Below are 14,680 nucleotides of genomic sequence, written 5' to 3'. Positions count from 1 at the left end.
GCTGTGCAACTCCCGTGCGACGACAGCGAATTGTGCCCTACGCCACCCGTCCCATGTCCGCCCGGACTGGTCAACACGGGTGAAGTTCGGTGTGCCGTGTTGACCCGGCTGGGAGAATTCCCCTATGGCCGAGATCATCCAGCGTGACGGGACCTGGGCCTTCGACGGTGACACGCTCCGGATCACGCCCGGCCTGCACCGCTCCGTGCCGCTGCTCCGACGGACGTACGGTGAGATCTCCGTGCCGCTCGCGGCGGTCTCCGGTGTCTTCCTGGAAGCCGCACGCGGTCACGGGCGGCTGCGGTTGCGGCTGCGCGAGGGCGCCGACCCCCTGCTCCAGGCGACCGGCGGGCGGCTGCCCGACGCGGCCGATCCCTACCGGCTGACGGTGGACGCCGGCCGGACGGGGGCGGCCGAGTACGTCGCCGAGGAGATCCGTCGCGCGCTGTTTCTCGACCGGGTCCCGCACGGGCCGGCGGAGGCGTATCTGCTGCCCGGCCCGCCGGTTCCGGTGTCGGTGCGCACCTCGGACGGGACGGTCTCCTTCGACGGCACGCGGATACGGATCGACTGGGCCGACACCTCCGAACGGGTCAAACGCGTCACCGGTCCGCGGATCATCACCATGGGCGACCTCGTGCGGGTCGAGTGGCTGCCCAGCACCCGCCACGAGGACGGTTCGCTGCGCTTCGTGACCCGCGAGACGGTGCTCTCGAAACTTCCGCCGGACAAGGACCCGTACGCCCTGGACCTGTGGGGCAGCGCCCGCCGGGACCTGCTCACGGCGCTCGTCGCGGCGGCCGTCACCGCCCGGCTGCCGCACCCGTCCACGCGCACCGCCACCGCGAACGGTGAACTCCTCGCCCGCGCCGCCTCCGTGCCTCCGCCCGCCTGCGACCACCACGACGTGCTCCTGCGGCGGCTGCGCGAGCTGGGCCGGCTCCACCGCGACGGCGTCCTGACGGACGAGGAGTTCGCGAGGACGAAGGCGGTGGTGCTGCGCGGCTTCTGAGCCGGTGCGCAGACCGGCGTCAGTCCAGCAGACCCGGCTCGCTCCGTCTGACGTCCTCCCACATGGGCTGGTAGTTGATCCACGCCACCAGGTCGCCGCCCAGTTGCTCGCGCGTCGCCACCGCCATCCGGTGATCGATGCGGACCGGCCGGCCGGCCGCCTGGGCCGTCAGCTGCACCTGGCAGGAGCGCTCCATCGACACGAACCACCAGGCCGCCGCGTCCACCGAGTCGCCGACGGTCAGCAGCCCGTGGTTGCGCAGCACGAGCGCCTTGCGGGAGCCGAGCACAGAGGCGATGCGCCGCCCCTCCTCCGCGTCGACCGAGACGCCGGTGTACGTGTCGTAGAGGGCGTGGTCCTCGTAGAAGGCGCAGCTCTCCTGGGTGATCGGCTCCAGCAGCTCGCCGAGGGCCGCGAGGGCCCGGCCGTGCACCGAGTGGCAGTGGGCGACGGCGACCACGTCGGGCCGGGCGGCGTGGACCTGGGCGTGCACGGTGAAGGCCGCCTGGTTGACGTGGTAGCCGCCCTCGACGACCTGGCCGTCCTGGTTGGCGAGCACGAGGTCGCTCACGGTGACGTGCCGGAAGGGCATCCCGAACGGGTTGACCCAGAAGCAGTCGGTGAATTCCGGGTCGCGGGCGGTGATGTGCCCGGAGACGCCGTCCTCGTAGCCGAGCCGGCCGAAGATCCTGAGGGCGCCCGCGAGCCGTTCCTTGCGGTGCCGGCGCTCGTCCTCGACCGACTCGTGCATCGGCGGCATGGCGAACCGCAGCCGGTCGGTGGGCAGCGGCAGGGGCGGGGTGGGCCCGCTCATAGGTCCTCCAGCACTGGTTCTGCGTACGGGCGGAAATTACCGTCCGTGAGGCCGGGAAGAACAGAAGCGATTCGTGAAGATGCCACGAGCGCCCCTGTGAGCGCCCTGTGCCCATCCGTGTGCCCCCGGGCTCCCCGACCCCACGAATAGCCGACAGAGGATGTCGGGTTTCGGCGCGACACTCTTCCCATGACTGCGAACTGGGCGGCTTTCGCCACCGCCGAACCGGATCTGGCCGGCACCGTCGAGAAGCGCTTCGGCGCCTACACCCACCACATCCTCGCCACCCTCCGTAAGGACGGCTCGCCCCGCACCAGCGGTCTGGAGGTGCGGTTCCTGAACGGCGAACTGTGGCTCGGCATGATGCCGGACTCGCTCAAGGCCCTCGACCTGCGCCGCGACCCGCGCTTCGCGCTCCAGGCGAACCCCGGGGAGGGCACGGGCATGGGCGGCGGCGACGTCCGGATCAGCGGCCGGGCGATCGAGGTCGACGACGTGGAGACCAAGGCCGGATACGTCGAAGAGGTGGAGCCGCCGGAGCAGCTCCACCTCTTCCGCACCGAGCTGACGGAGGTCGTACGGACCTACATCGAGGACGACACGTATCTCGTCGTCCAGGTCTGGACGCCCGGCGCGCCCCTGCGCACGATCAAGCGCACCTAGGCAGGGAGGTCACTCCCACTCGATGGTGCCCGGCGGCTTCGAGGTCACGTCGAGAACGACGCGGTTGACGTCCTTGACCTCGTTGGTGATCCGGGTGGAGATCCGGGCGAGGACCTCGTACGGCAGGCGCGACCAGTCGGCCGTCATGGCGTCCTCGGACGAGACGGGGCGCAGGACGATCGGGTGACCGTACGTCCGCCCGTCGCCCTGGACGCCCACGCTGCGGACGTCGGCGAGCAGGACCACCGGGCACTGCCAGATGTCGCGGTCGAGGCCGGCCGCCGTCAGCTCCTCGCGGGCGATGGCGTCGGCCTCGCGCAGCAGGTCCAGGCGCTCCTTGGTGACCTCGCCGACGATCCGGATGCCGAGGCCGGGGCCGGGGAACGGCTGGCGCTGGACGATCTCCTCCGGCAGGCCGAGCTCCTGGCCGACCATGCGGACCTCGTCCTTGAAGAGCTTGCGCAGCGGCTCGATCAGCTGGAACTCGAGGTCCTCGGGCAGGCCGCCCACGTTGTGGTGGGACTTGATGTTGGCCGTGCCGGTGCCGCCGCCGGACTCGACGACGTCCGGGTAGAGCGTGCCCTGCACGAGGAACTCCACGGCCGGGCCCTCGTCGGCGATGATCTCGGCCTGGGCCTGCTCGAAGACCCGGATGAACTCGCGGCCGATGATCTTCCGCTTCTCCTCGGGGTCGGAGACCCCGGCCAGCGCCTTGAGGAACCGCTCCTCGGCGTCCACTACCTTCAGCTGCACGCCGGTCGCGGCGACGAAGTCCTTCTCGACCTGCTCGGTCTCGCCCTTGCGCATCAGGCCGTGGTCGACGTACACGCAGGTCAGCTGGGAGCCGATGGCCTTCTGGACGAGGGCCGCGGCGACCGCGGAGTCCACGCCGCCGGACAGGCCGCAGATGGCGCGCCGGTCGCCGACCTGCTCGCGGATGGCGGCGACCTGCTCCTCGATGACGTTGCCGGTCGTCCAGTTCGGCGTGAGGCCCGCGCCCCGGTAGAGGAAGTGCTCCAGCACCTGCTGCCCGTGCGTGGAGTGCATCACCTCGGGGTGGTACTGGACGCCGTACAGCTTCTTCTCGTCGTTCTCGAAGGCGGCGACCGGTACGACGTCCGTGGAGGCCGTGACGGAGAAGCCCTCGGGGGCGGCGGAGCAGGCGTCGCCGTGCGACATCCAGACGGGCTGCTCGGCGGGGGTGCCCTCGAAGAGGGTGGAGGACACCTTGGAGACGTGCAGGTCGGTGCGGCCGTACTCGCGGGCGCCGGTGTTGTCGACGGTGCCGCCGAGGGCGCTCGCCATCAGCTGGAAGCCGTAGCACATGCCGAAGACGGGGACGCCGGCCTCGAAGATCTCGCGGTCCAGGCTGGGCGCGCCCTCCGCGTAGACCGACGAGGGGCCGCCGGAGAGGATGATCGCCGCGGGGTTCTTGGCGAGCATCTCCCGGACCGGCATGGTGCTCGGCACGATCTCGCTGTAGACCCGCGCCTCGCGGACACGACGGGCGATGAGCTGGGCGTACTGCGCGCCGAAGTCGACGACCAGGACGGTGTCGGCGGCGTTGGCAGCGGGAGTCGCTGATGACACGGGGTGCCTTCCGGCGGTGGGGCGGGGGTCTTGTGCCACCCGATTCTACCGGGGGGCCGCCGGGCTCCTACCGTGTGCCGGGAGGGAGCCCCGTCTCAGGATGCGAACCGGCTTGGACGGCCCCCGGAGGCGGTGCATACTTGCCCCCATGTTCAAGCACCAGACGTTCGTCTTTACCTATGGCATCCGGCCCGCCGGACGCCATGGTCGTGCTGCTTGAGCAACTGACAAGCGACTTCCCAGGCGCCCCGGGCCGACAAGGCCCGGGGCGTCTGTCGTCGTCCGGGCCTTGCCGCCCCGGGGCAGCCCCGGACCACCAGGAGCCCCTTATGACCGCCATCGACGTGACCGGCGCCCGCACCCCCGAGGCCGCCGACGTGATCACCGGCGCGCGCGAGCGGATCGACGCGCTCGACGACCGGATCATCGGCCTGATCCAGGAACGGGTGGCCGTCTCGGCCGTCATCCAGGAGGCGCGGATCTCCTCCGGCGGCCGGCGCGTGAACCTGTCCCGCGAGATGGACGTCCTCGGCCACTACAGGGAAGCGCTGGGCAAGCCGGGCACCGCGCTCGCGATGACCCTGCTGGAGCTGTGCCGCGGCAAGATCTGAAACCACCTTCACAGAACAGACGTGCGGCCCCTCCTCACCCGTACGGCGCGTGACCGGCCCGGCATCACCTCGTTGGTCCCGGTGTCCGTGCCAGCCAGGCGCGGGCTCGAAAGAACCACGCGTGGCTCACTGGGGCGATGAGACGCACGGATCGTGCCGTGCGTCGTGGGACCTCGCTCCAGGGAAGTGACCGGACGGCAGGGGACAGCAGCCCGGTCACCCATGAGAACGGTCGGCTCCGGGGACGCCCGGAGCCGACCGGCGGACCTTGCATAAATGCACAAGTCTGGGTCAAACGGTTGCGGGCGCCGCCTTCATCCAGCACGATGCCTACACGGTCCAAGTCCCCCAGCGGGCACCCGCATTGCCCCACTGCCAGAGGTACAGACCAGCGGCGCAACCCCCCGGCGCCGCTTCCAGGCACCGGCGCTGCCCTGACGTCGGTGCTGACGAGAAGAAGGGCCCCGCGGCTCCACCCCGCGGGGCCCTTCGCTCTGCTCAGGTGCGGGTCACCGTCCCGCAGTCGCCGCCGTCGCCGCGTTCGAGCTCCCTGCTCCGGTCGTACGGGTCCGTCGCCGGGCCGCTCGGGTCCGGGCCCGCGGATTTGCTCGACGGGAACTCCGGGTGCAGGTAGCCGTCGTCGACGAAGCAGGAGGAGTTGCCTATCTCCTGGTCGTAGTTCATGAGGAGCAGGCGGCCGGGTGTGACCTCGTAGCGGCCGGGGTCGGCGAGTTCGACGTCGAGGACCCGGCGCACGATGGTGCGGGCGACCTCGGTGGGGCCGTCCGCCCGGACTACGGGGTAGACGAAGGTGTAGTCGGCGCGCACAGCCACACCTCCCTGCGTGCCCTTCTTGAACGTCATGCGCCCCCGGGTCTTGATCACGTCGCCGGCCGGCCGCACCTCGTCGGGGTCGAAGCGGCTGAACAGCGTCACCGGGTCGTGCTCGTCGCTCGGGGAGCGCAGGCCGGTGTCGAGATCGTCGAGGAGTTCGGGCTGCTTGGGGTCGAGCACGGACAGCGCGGCCGTGGGGCGGGCCCCGCGTACGGTCCTCGGGTCGAGGTTGGCGCCCACCAGCAGCTTCTTCGTCAGTTTCAGCGCCTCTTCCACCCGGCCCTCGGAGACCGCGCCGACGGCCTTCGCCTCGGGCAGGACGATGCCGGCCTCGCCGTCGGCCCAGCGCTCGGCGGGAGAGCCGGCGAAGGGCCGGTCCAGGGTGGGGGTTTCGGGGTCCGACGCACCCGGAGCGGCGGTGGGAGCCGCCGTCTCGTCGGGCAGCGGTGAGGCCTCCGCGGCAGCGGACTCCCCGGTGCCGAAGGGGTCGCCGGGCAGCAGCGACGGCTTGAGGGCCACGAGCGCCACGGCGGCGGCGAGGGGGACGCCGATGAAGGCCCACAGCTTGCGGCGCCGGGCGGCACGCCCGTTCATCTCCTTCCCCCAAGCTCTCGACTTCGCTCGACCAGGGGGGACCCCCATGGCGGGGCCGGTGCGCCACCCGGGAGGCGTCTCGCCCCGGGCGTCCTGCTCACGCAGCCGCTCCGTCACCATGCGGGCCCGTGCGGACGGCTCCTTGGGGGCGGAGGAACGGATGTCCCGCTCGGTGTCGCGGGTGAACTGTTCCCAGACGTCGTCGGGGAGTTCCGAGGCCGACTGCTGATCGTCGGACGGCTTGTCAGACACGAAGCCAAGATCTAAGCGCGCGGAAAGCGCCTTCACAAGCCTCCACTGGAAGATCACCGGTGTGACTCAGCCCACATAAGAATTCTGTGAATGCCAGCACAACCATTCACAGGTTTCACGGATCAAACCAGCCGAACCAAGGGCCACTCCCGCGCCCCACACGCGGAGGCCTCCCCCAACGTTCGTGCCGCATCCCGCGGTACGCCGGACTTTCCGAGGTCTTCATGAAGCTTCGCCGCGCCATGGCAGCAGCGGCCGCTACGGCGGTCATAGCCCCGGTGGCACTGCTCGCGGCACCGGCCGCGTACGCGACCGACGAGACGACGCCCGCGCCGAGCGCCTCGGTGAGCGAGTCCGCTCCGGCCGAGACGACGCCCTCGCCGTCGGCGACCGAGTCCACCCCCGCCGAGACGACGCCGACTCCGAGCGCCTCCGTGAGCGAGTCCGCTCCCGAGACGTCCAGCTCGCCGAGCGCGTCCGCGAGCGAGTCCTCCCCGGCGCCGAGCGCGTCCGAGCCCGAGGAGTCGGAGTCCCCGGACCCCGAGCCCTCCGTGTGTGAGGACACCAAGGTCGACGTCAGCATCTCCGGCCTGCCCGGCAAGATCGCGGCGGGCAGCGGCTGGCACAAGTTCTCGCTGAACGTGCTGAACAACTCCGACTCCACGCTGAACGACCTCGACTTCTTCGCCGGGGCCTCCCCCGACAAGAACGGCGAGGAGCTGTTCTCCAGCAAGCAGGTCCGGCTCCAGGCCTGGGACCCCCAGGACAAGATCTGGGTCGACCTCAACGAGGGCGGCTACGCGGTCGGTTACGTCGGCTACACCGACGAGCTGAAGCCCGAGTACGAGGTCGACATCCCGCTGCGCCTCAACGTCAGCAAGTCCGCCCCGGTCGGCGCCGGCTTCTCGCTCGGCGCGACGATCTACGGCGACAACGACGCCGAGTGCACCGGCTTCGGTGACGTGTCGTACAAGTTCCAGATCGTCTCCTCCGGCACGGACACCGGTGGCACCAAGCCGCAGGAAGGCGGCAAGGCGCCCGTCACCGACGAGAAGCCGAGCGGCAACACGCCGGAGGTCACCGGCAGCCTCGCCGAGACCGGCTCCAGCTCCGCCCTGCCGATGATCAGCCTGGTCGGCGGTGCCGCGGTCGTCGCCGGTGCCGGCGCGATCTTCGTCGTCCGTCGCCGCAAGGCCGGCGCGCAGGCGTAAGCCACAGCGGCCCGCACGGGCCGCAGCACCAAGCAGAAGAGGGACCTGCGCTCGGAGGGGGGCGCAGGTCCCTCTTCTGTCTGCCGACTTCGGCTACTTCTTCGGCGGCACGGCCGGCATGCCGAGGAACGGCAGCCGCAGCGCGCCGAACGCCTCCGCCGGGACCGCCGGGGACTTCGGCTCGACCGGCTGGAGCCGCTCGTAGGCCGTGCCCTGCTGGGGACGGGGGTCGGACTCGCCCTTGTTGGGCCAGTACGACATCGCCCGCTCGGCCTGGGCGGTGATGGTGAGGGACGGGTTGACGCCCAGGTTGGCGGAGACCGCGGCGCCGTCGACGACGGAGATGCCGGGGTGGCCGTAGAGGCGGTGGTACGGGTCGATCACGCCGGATTCGCGGGAGTCGCCGATGGGGCAGCCGCCCAGGAAGTGGGCCGTGAGCGGGGTGCCCATCAGTTCGCCGACGTTGGAGCCCGCGAAGCCGTTGATCTCGGCGGCGAGTGCCGACGCGCTCTCCGTCGCCGCCTTGATCTGCTTGGGGTTGGGGGCGCCGTGGCCCTGGCGGGCGGTGAGCAGGCCGCGGCCGACACCCGACGGTTTCACGTAGGTCGTCAGGGAGTTGTCCAGCGACTGCATCACCAGGCCGATGATGGTCCGCTCCGACCAGCGGCGGTTCGACAGGGAGCGCAGCACCAGCAGCGGGTGCTTCGCCGCGTTGGCGAGGAAGCCCAGGACCCGTGAGGCGCCCGAGTTTGTCCCCGCGTACGGCACCTGGAGGATGGACAGGCCGCCCATCGAGTTGGAGCCCTTGCCGTAGCGGACCGGCTCGATGTGGGTGTTCGCGTCCGGGTGGATGGAGGACGTGATGGCCACGCCCCGCGTGAAGTCGGCCTTGGGCGCGCCGTGCGCCTTGCGGTAGCGCCGGTCGTCGGTCTGGGCGCCGACCAGGGCCTCGGAGTTGGTGCGGGTCAGCTCGCCCAGCTTGTCGGAGAGGTGCGGCAGCTGGCCTCCCGCCTTCATGCGGTGCAGCAGGGTCTGCGTGCCGTAGGTGCCGGCGGCGAGGACGACCCGGCGGGCCGTGAAGGTGCGGCCCTTCTTCTTGCCGCGGTCGTCGGTGGGCAGGGTGGCGACGGCGTAGCCGCCGCGCGAGTCGTCGGTGACCGACACGACCGTGGTCATGGGGTGGACGACCGCGCCGGCCTTCTCGGCGAGGTGCAGGTAGTTCTCGTTGAGGGTGTTCTTGGCGCCGTGGCGGCAGCCGGTCATGCACTCGCCGCACTCCGCGCAGGCCTTGCGGGACGGGCCCGCACCGCCGAAGTACGGGTCGGGCACCTCCTGGCCGGGCTTGGCCTTCGCCGAGCCGTCGGCGTCCTCGCCGTCGCCGAAGAAGACGCCGACCGGGGCCATGTGGAAGGAGTCGCCGCAGCCCATCCGCTCCGCGGCGGCCTTCAGATGGACGTCCGACGGCGTCATGGTCGGGTTGAGCCGTACGCCCAGCATGCGGCGGGCCTGGTCGTAGTACGGCTTCAGCTCCTCCTGCCAGTCCGTGATGTCACGCCACTGGGGGTCCTCGAAGAACGGCTTCGGCGGGACGTAGAGGGTGTTGGCGTAGTTGAGGGAACCGCCGCCGACGCCCGCGCCCGCCAGGACCATGACGTTGCCGAGGAGGTGGATGCGCTGGATGCCGTACATGCCGAGCTTCGGCGCCCAGAGGTAGTTCTTGAGGTCCCAGGAGTTCTTGGGGAGGGTCTCGCGGGTGAAGCGCCGGCCGGCCTCCAGGACGCCTACGCGGTAGCCCTTCTCGGTGAGGCGCAGGGCGGTCACCGAGCCGCCGAATCCGGAACCCACGACGATGACGTCGTAGTCGTAAGCGTCCTGAGGCACGTGCCGTCTCCCCTTCGAGTGTGCAGTGCGGGTGGTGCGGGTGGTCTACCGGAACCTGAACGCCTTCATCAGGCGGAGGCTGCGGCTCATGAACTGGGCGTACTTCTCGTCGTCCATGCCCAGCGAGGGGGCCATGGGGAGCACGCGCTGGTGGGCGACCGTCTGGGCCTCGGTGTACTTGAGGATGCCCTCGGAGCCGTGGCGGCGGCCGAGGCCCGAGTCCTTCATGCCGCCCATGGGCGACTGGACGCTGCCGTAGGCGGGGGCGTAACCCTCGTTGATGTTGACCGTGCCGGTGCGCAGCCGGGCGGCGACCTCCTGGCCGCGGCGGCCGTTCTTCGTCCAGACCGAGGAGTTGAGGCCGTACGCCGTGGCGTTGGCGCGCTCGATGACCTCGTCCTCGTCGGTGAAGCGGTAGACCGACACGACCGGCCCGAAGGTCTCCTCCCCGCAGACGGACATGTCCGTGGCGACTCCGTCGAGGATCGTGGGCTCGAAGAAGTACGGGCCGATGTCCGGGCGCGCCACACCGCCCGCGACGACCTTCGCGCCCTTGGCGACGGCCTCCTCGACGTGCCGCGTGACCGTTTCGAGCTGGCGTTCCCCGACCAGGGAGCCCATGTCGGCGCCGTACGCCAGGGACGTGCCGAGGCGCATGGTCTTCGTCCGGGCGGCGAAGCGCTCCAGGAAGGCGTCCGCGATCGACTCGTGGACGAAGAGCCGCTCGATGGAGATGCAGAGCTGGCCCGCGGAGGAGAAGCAGGCGCGGACCGCTCCGGCCGCGGCCTTCTCTATGTCGGCGTCCTCCAGCACCAGCATGGCGTTCTTGCCGCCGAGTTCGAGGGAGACGCCGACCAGCCGCGCGGCGGCGCCCTGGGCGACCTCGCGGCCGGTGCGGGTGGAGCCGGTGAACGAGACGTAGTCGGCGTGCCGGACGACCTCCGGGCCGACGACCGGGCCGTCGCCGAGCACGACCTGGAAGACGTCGGCGGGCAGCCCGGACTCGATGAGCAGGTCACGGGCCCACAGGGCGGTCAGGCAGGTCTCGGTGTCCGGCTTCATGACGACCGCGTTGCCCGCGACGAAGGCCGGGAGCGCGTCGCCGACCGACAGCTCCAGGGGGTAGTTCCAGGGGGCGATCTGGCCCACGACACCGCGCGGGTGGCGCAGTTCGGTGACCTTGGTGAGGGTCGGCATGGCTCCGGCGTGCCGCTTGGGCCGCAGGTAGGAGGGGGCCTTGCGGCCGTAGTGCCGGGCGGCGACCGCGACGGCCTGGACCTCCTCGTGGGCGTGCAGCCGGGCCTTGCCGGTCTCCAGCTGGATGAGGTCGAGCACCTCGGCCTGGCGCTCCAGCACCAGGTCGTGGAAGCGCAGCAGGACGGCGGCCCGCTGTCGTACGGGGGTCTGCGCCCACACGGCCTGGGCGGCGCGGGCCAGTTCGAAGGCCCTCGCCACGTCCTCGGGCGTCGACTCGGGGAGGTCCGCCAGCTTCTCGCCGGTGAACGGCGTGTGGTTGGCGGTCCGGCCGGAACCGGCCACACCCTTGGTGAGCTGGGCGACCAGCTCCGGCGTCACCACGTCCGCGGCGGTGCGGGCGCCCTCCGGGGCGGGGGCAAGGGGGTTCGTGCCGGTCTGTGCCGTCTTCTCTGCGGCCTGCGCGTCCGTCATGAGGCGCAGGGTATGCCGGGACGGAGGCTTTGGGTACCCGTCGGTAATACGGCTTCACCGAGTGCACACACGACGCCAGTGACTGCTGGCAACAAACGCGCTGATCAGGACGTTGTGGGTGACCGGCGGGTGTGATTCAGCCTTTTACGATCCCGAGACGGTCCCGGGCCCCCTCGAACACCGAGGTGCCCTCTTCCTCCTCCGGCGTGCCCCTGGGCATGTCGACGCGCAGTTCGTACATGCGGTCGTCATCGGTGCGGATGACCAGCCTCATGAGCCGCCGGGGGGTCTCGCCCCGGCGGTACGCGGTGTCGACGAGGGCGGCTTCATGGCCCTGGACGCTGGTGCGGGTGTACCGGGTCTCTCCCCTGGTCTCCCGCGTCTTGACGGCCTGTTCCGCCGGGGAGGCAGGGGCCCTGTCCCAGAAGAGGAGACGGACCTCGATCGTGCCGGTCCGCCCGTCGCCGTAGAGCACCGTGCGGGGCTGGTCGGCCGCGCTGCCGGTGCGGTCGAGCGGGCGGTAGTGGCGTGGCAGGTGCAGAACGGCCGCCATGTCCGGCTCGGGGTGCGGACTCCAGACGTCGGTCGCGTCGGCGGCCTGCCCGGCGCTCTCCGCGCTGCTGGTCTCGGCGAGTTGCGTGACGGCCCCTATGCCGCCGGCGAGCAACGCGGAGAGGAGGGCGAGGGGGCCGGGGCGGAGGAGGCTCTGGCGTTTGGGGGGTAGGGGGTCGTGCTGTGTGTCACGGGCGGGTGGGGCGGCGGAGGCGGAGGCGGGTGCGGACTGAACGGCGGGCGCGGCGGGCGCGGTTGAGGACACGGCGGCGGGCACCGGGTCGGGCCGGGGTGCGGTCCGATCGTCCGGCTTCCGTATGTGCTCGGCCGTCCGCGCTGCCGCCTCGAACGGTGCGGGCCCCGCCACCGCCTCCAGTTCCTTCGCGACCTCCTCGGCATCCGGCCGCTGATCGGGGTCCGGCACCAGCAGCCGTGCGATCAGCGGTCCGAGGGGTCCGGCCCGCGTCGGTTCGGGCGGCTCGGCGGCGCGGATCGCGGCGAGGGTGGCCTCCGGCGTGGCCCGCAGGAACGGGGACGCGCCCTCGACGGCCGCGTACAGCAGGGCGCCCAGGGACCACAGGTCGGAGGCGGGCCCGGCGATGCGGCCGGACATCCGCTCGGGCGCGACGAACTCCGGCGAACCCGCGGCGGTCTCCCCGCTCGCGGTGAGCAGGTCCTCGCCCTGTACATGGGCGATGCCGAAGTCGGTGACGACGACGCGCCGGTGCGGGCCGAGCAGCACATGGGCGGGCTTCACGTCCCGGTGCACGATGCCGACCGCGTGCGCGGCACGCAGGGCACCGAGGACGGCGAGCCCGATCCGGGCGGCTTCGGGCACGTCGACCGGTCCGCGCCGCAGTCTGTCGTGGAGGGACTCGCCGGGCACCAGCTCCATGACGATCCACGGCAGTCCGTCGAGCGCCTCGGCCGCGTCGAGTTCGTCGGGGCCCACGGGTCCCAGCTGTTCGTCGTGCTGCTCCGCCTCGACGACCACGTCGTGGATGGTGACGGCGGCGGGATGGTCGACGCGGGCGGCGGCCCGGGCCTCGCGGTGGAGCCGGTGGGCCGCCCGCCGGTGGCTCCCGTCCTCCGGGCCGCCCGGCAACCGCGGCTGCCTGACGGCGACTTCACGCTGTTCGACTTCGTCGAGGGCCCGCCAGACGGTGCCCGTGCCGCCGGAGCCGATGCGCTCGACCAGCCGGTAGCGCCCGCCGACCAGCCGGCCCTGGGCGTCGTCCGTCCCGCCCCCGTCGTTGCTCATGCCCCATCAGTACCCCGCGGGGCGCGTCCTTGTCGACGCGGGTCGTTTGCGACCGAGTTGAAGGGGCGGAATCAGGTCTTGTCGATGTCCAGATTCGCGATCGCCGTGCTCGCCACCTCGCGTCCGCGGGCGGTGAAATCGCTCTTGTCCGGGTAGCTGACGGTGAGTTTGTACATGTCGCCGCCGGGGGTCCGGTAGTAGAAGATCTGGCACTCCCGGGGGCGTGGGTTCTCGCTGTCGTCGGTCGTGAAGGGGACGGTGTTCCGGGCGGCCTTCTCGTCCCGGTACGTGGTCGTCCCGGGGTCCGTCTTCTTCGGCCCCTCGTCCATGTCCAGCTCGTAGCTGCCGCTCTCCTTGAACCGGGTGTCGTCGTCGTACATTTCGGCGGCCGCGGAGTTCGCGATGTTGCCGCCGGTGTCCTCGGCCTTCTTCTCCAGGCTCAGGTTGATCCAGACGCTGCCGCTCCAGTCGCTGTACGTGACCCAGTGGCCCTGGTCGGACTTCCGGTCGGGCACGGTCCGCTGGTACCCGGCGGGGACGGCGAGCGACGCGGCGAGGTCCTTCTCCTGCCTGATCTCCCAGCCGTCGGGCAGCGGCCCGGCGAACGGGTCCGCGATCACCAGGTACGCCGTCACCGCCGCCGCGACGGCCGCGGCGCCCAGTCCGAACCAGGCCTTGCGGCCGAGCCGTACGCGCGGGCCGCCATCGCCCAGGCCTGTGACGCGCACCGCCTGTGTGAGCTGGGCGGCGGGCGGGTTCGCGGCCGCCTCCAGCAGCGCCCGCACCTGCGCGGCGTTGGGGCGGCGGGCCGGGTCCTTGTCCAGCAGGCCGTTGATGGCCTCGGCGAGCGGGCCCGGGGCGGAGGCCGGGGGTGCGGGCGTGGCGTTGAGGACGGACTGGAGCGTGGCCGGAGTGTTGCTGCGGCGGAACGGCGAGACGCCCTCCGTCGCCGCGTACAGCACCACGCCGAGGGCCCACAGGTCGCTGGCCGGGCCCGGGCGCTGCCCCAGTACGCGCTCGGGCGCGATGTACTCGGGCGAGCCGACGAACCCGCCCGTGTCGGTCAGACTGGTCTCGCCCTCGATCTGGGCGATCCCGAAGTCCGTGAGGACGACCCGGTCGTACTGGCCGAGCAGCACGTTGTCCGGTTTCACATCACGGTGCAGGATCCCCGCCTCGTGTGCGGCCTCCAGCGCGCCGAGCACCTCCAGGCCGATCCGGGCGGCCTCGCGCGCGGACAGGGTGCCCTCCTGGAGCGCGTCGCCCAGCGAGCGGCCCCGCACCAGCTCCATCACGATCCAGGGCTGGTCCTCCACGACCGCGACGTCGTGCACGTCGACCACGGCCGGGTGGTCGAGCCGGGCCGCCGCACGGGCCTCGCGGCGCATTCGCTCGAAGGCGTTGGCACGTTCACGTTCGGGAAGATGCTCCGGGACACGGGGTTCCTTGACGGCGACCTCCCGGTCCACCGTCTCGTCCTTGGCCCGCCACACCGTGCCCATGCCGCCGTGCCCGAGCTTGGCCAGCAGCCGGTAGCGCCCGGCGATGAGGCGCCCCGCACCGGGGTCTTCGGTCGCCTGGGCCGACTGGGGCGGCACGACCTGGGTGGGTGACGCGGTCGGCGTGGCATAGGGATTGCCCGGTACCGGCGCCTGCTGGTTCGGCGGTTGCAGAACAAAACTCGTCGGCTCGTCGGCCCCGGATCGGGCTCCCCCGTTGCTGCTCATGGGTTCATCC

Annotated in this window: 11 protein-coding genes; 4 read left to right on the top strand and 7 right to left on the bottom strand. The window is 71.6% G+C overall.

Translation table 11 applies throughout. The features are described from left to right. Positions 1-124 precede the first annotated feature (124 nt). A complete protein-coding gene (locus tag RFN52_RS24790) occupies positions 125-1,012 on the top strand; it encodes a DUF4429 domain-containing protein (RefSeq protein ID WP_184849110.1) in 888 nt (295 codons plus the stop codon). Between the two features lie 19 nt (positions 1,013-1,031). Here the strand turns inward: RFN52_RS24790 and RFN52_RS24785 are convergent, their stop codons facing one another. Beyond that, entirely contained in the window at positions 1,032-1,826 is a 795-nt protein-coding gene (locus RFN52_RS24785; RefSeq protein WP_184849108.1) for a class II aldolase/adducin family protein, read from the bottom strand. Between the two features lie 189 nt (positions 1,827-2,015). Here RFN52_RS24785 and RFN52_RS24780 point away from each other — a divergent pair, with 189 nt between their 5' ends. Next, positions 2,016-2,489, top strand: a complete 474-nt coding sequence (locus RFN52_RS24780; protein ID WP_184849107.1) for a pyridoxamine 5'-phosphate oxidase family protein — start codon at positions 2,016-2,018, stop codon at positions 2,487-2,489. Positions 2,490-2,498: 9 nt separating this feature from the next. Here RFN52_RS24780 and guaA read toward each other — a convergent pair whose 3' ends face one another. Continuing rightward, a complete protein-coding gene (gene guaA, locus RFN52_RS24775; protein ID WP_184849105.1) occupies positions 2,499-4,079 on the bottom strand; it encodes a glutamine-hydrolyzing GMP synthase in 1,581 nt (526 codons plus the stop codon). On the opposite strand from guaA, the gene RFN52_RS24770 reads away from it, so the two are divergent. Continuing rightward, the gene (locus RFN52_RS24770; protein WP_311241047.1) at positions 4,073-4,690 is read left to right on the top strand and encodes a chorismate mutase; all 618 of its coding nucleotides are present in this window, start codon (positions 4,073-4,075) and stop codon (positions 4,688-4,690) included. The two genes, guaA and RFN52_RS24770, sit on opposite strands and share 7 nt — an antisense overlap. Before the next feature lie 498 nt (positions 4,691-5,188). Here the strand turns inward: RFN52_RS24770 and RFN52_RS24765 are convergent, their stop codons facing one another. Then, entirely contained in the window at positions 5,189-6,370 is a 1,182-nt protein-coding gene (locus RFN52_RS24765) for a hypothetical protein (RefSeq protein ID WP_184849101.1), read from the bottom strand. A gap of 224 nt (positions 6,371-6,594) precedes the next feature. On the opposite strand from RFN52_RS24765, the gene RFN52_RS24760 reads away from it, so the two are divergent. Next, a complete protein-coding gene (locus tag RFN52_RS24760) occupies positions 6,595-7,581 on the top strand; it encodes an LAETG motif-containing sortase-dependent surface protein (RefSeq protein ID WP_184849100.1) in 987 nt (328 codons plus the stop codon). Positions 7,582-7,674: 93 nt separating this feature from the next. On the opposite strand, the gene RFN52_RS24755 is transcribed toward RFN52_RS24760, so the two are convergent. From RFN52_RS24755 to RFN52_RS24740, 4 genes are all read right to left on the bottom strand, one after another. Continuing rightward, positions 7,675-9,462 (bottom strand): GMC family oxidoreductase N-terminal domain-containing protein, encoded by a 1,788-nt coding sequence (locus RFN52_RS24755; protein ID WP_184849098.1) that lies wholly within the window; start codon positions 9,460-9,462, stop codon positions 7,675-7,677. A gap of 45 nt (positions 9,463-9,507) precedes the next feature. Then, complete coding sequence (locus RFN52_RS24750) at positions 9,508-11,130, bottom strand: succinic semialdehyde dehydrogenase (protein ID WP_184849096.1); 1,623 nt, start codon at positions 11,128-11,130, stop codon at positions 9,508-9,510. A 136-nt stretch (positions 11,131-11,266) separates the two neighbouring features. Then, positions 11,267-12,943, bottom strand: a complete 1,677-nt coding sequence (locus RFN52_RS24745) for a serine/threonine protein kinase (protein WP_184849094.1) — start codon at positions 12,941-12,943, stop codon at positions 11,267-11,269. 71 nt (positions 12,944-13,014) lie between these two features. Further along, a complete protein-coding gene (locus tag RFN52_RS24740; protein WP_184849093.1) occupies positions 13,015-14,670 on the bottom strand; it encodes a serine/threonine-protein kinase in 1,656 nt (551 codons plus the stop codon). Positions 14,671-14,680 lie beyond the last annotated feature (10 nt).

Origin of the sequence: Streptomyces collinus (assembly GCF_031348265.1) — a bacterium.
GTDB lineage: Bacteria > Actinomycetota > Actinomycetes > Streptomycetales > Streptomycetaceae > Streptomyces > Streptomyces collinus.
This window is presented reverse-complemented; position numbering and strand designations above follow the sequence as displayed.

Bases quoted from the DNA above. Each gene is read 5' to 3' on its own strand.
- RFN52_RS24750 (WP_184849096.1), bottom strand. From the start codon at position 11,130: ATGACGGACGCGCAGGCCGCAGAGAAGACGGCACAGACCGGCACGAAC.
- RFN52_RS24770 (WP_311241047.1), top strand. From the start codon at position 4,073: ATGACACGGGGTGCCTTCCGGCGGTGGGGCGGGGGTCTTGTGCCACCC.
- RFN52_RS24760 (WP_184849100.1), top strand. From the start codon at position 6,595: ATGAAGCTTCGCCGCGCCATGGCAGCAGCGGCCGCTACGGCGGTCATA.
- RFN52_RS24745 (WP_184849094.1), bottom strand. From the start codon at position 12,943: ATGAGCAACGACGGGGGCGGGACGGACGACGCCCAGGGCCGGCTGGTC.
- RFN52_RS24785 (WP_184849108.1), bottom strand. From the start codon at position 1,826: ATGAGCGGGCCCACCCCGCCCCTGCCGCTGCCCACCGACCGGCTGCGG.
- RFN52_RS24740 (WP_184849093.1), bottom strand. From the start codon at position 14,670: ATGAGCAGCAACGGGGGAGCCCGATCCGGGGCCGACGAGCCGACGAGT.
- RFN52_RS24790 (WP_184849110.1), top strand. From the start codon at position 125: ATGGCCGAGATCATCCAGCGTGACGGGACCTGGGCCTTCGACGGTGAC.
- RFN52_RS24780 (WP_184849107.1), top strand. From the start codon at position 2,016: ATGACTGCGAACTGGGCGGCTTTCGCCACCGCCGAACCGGATCTGGCC.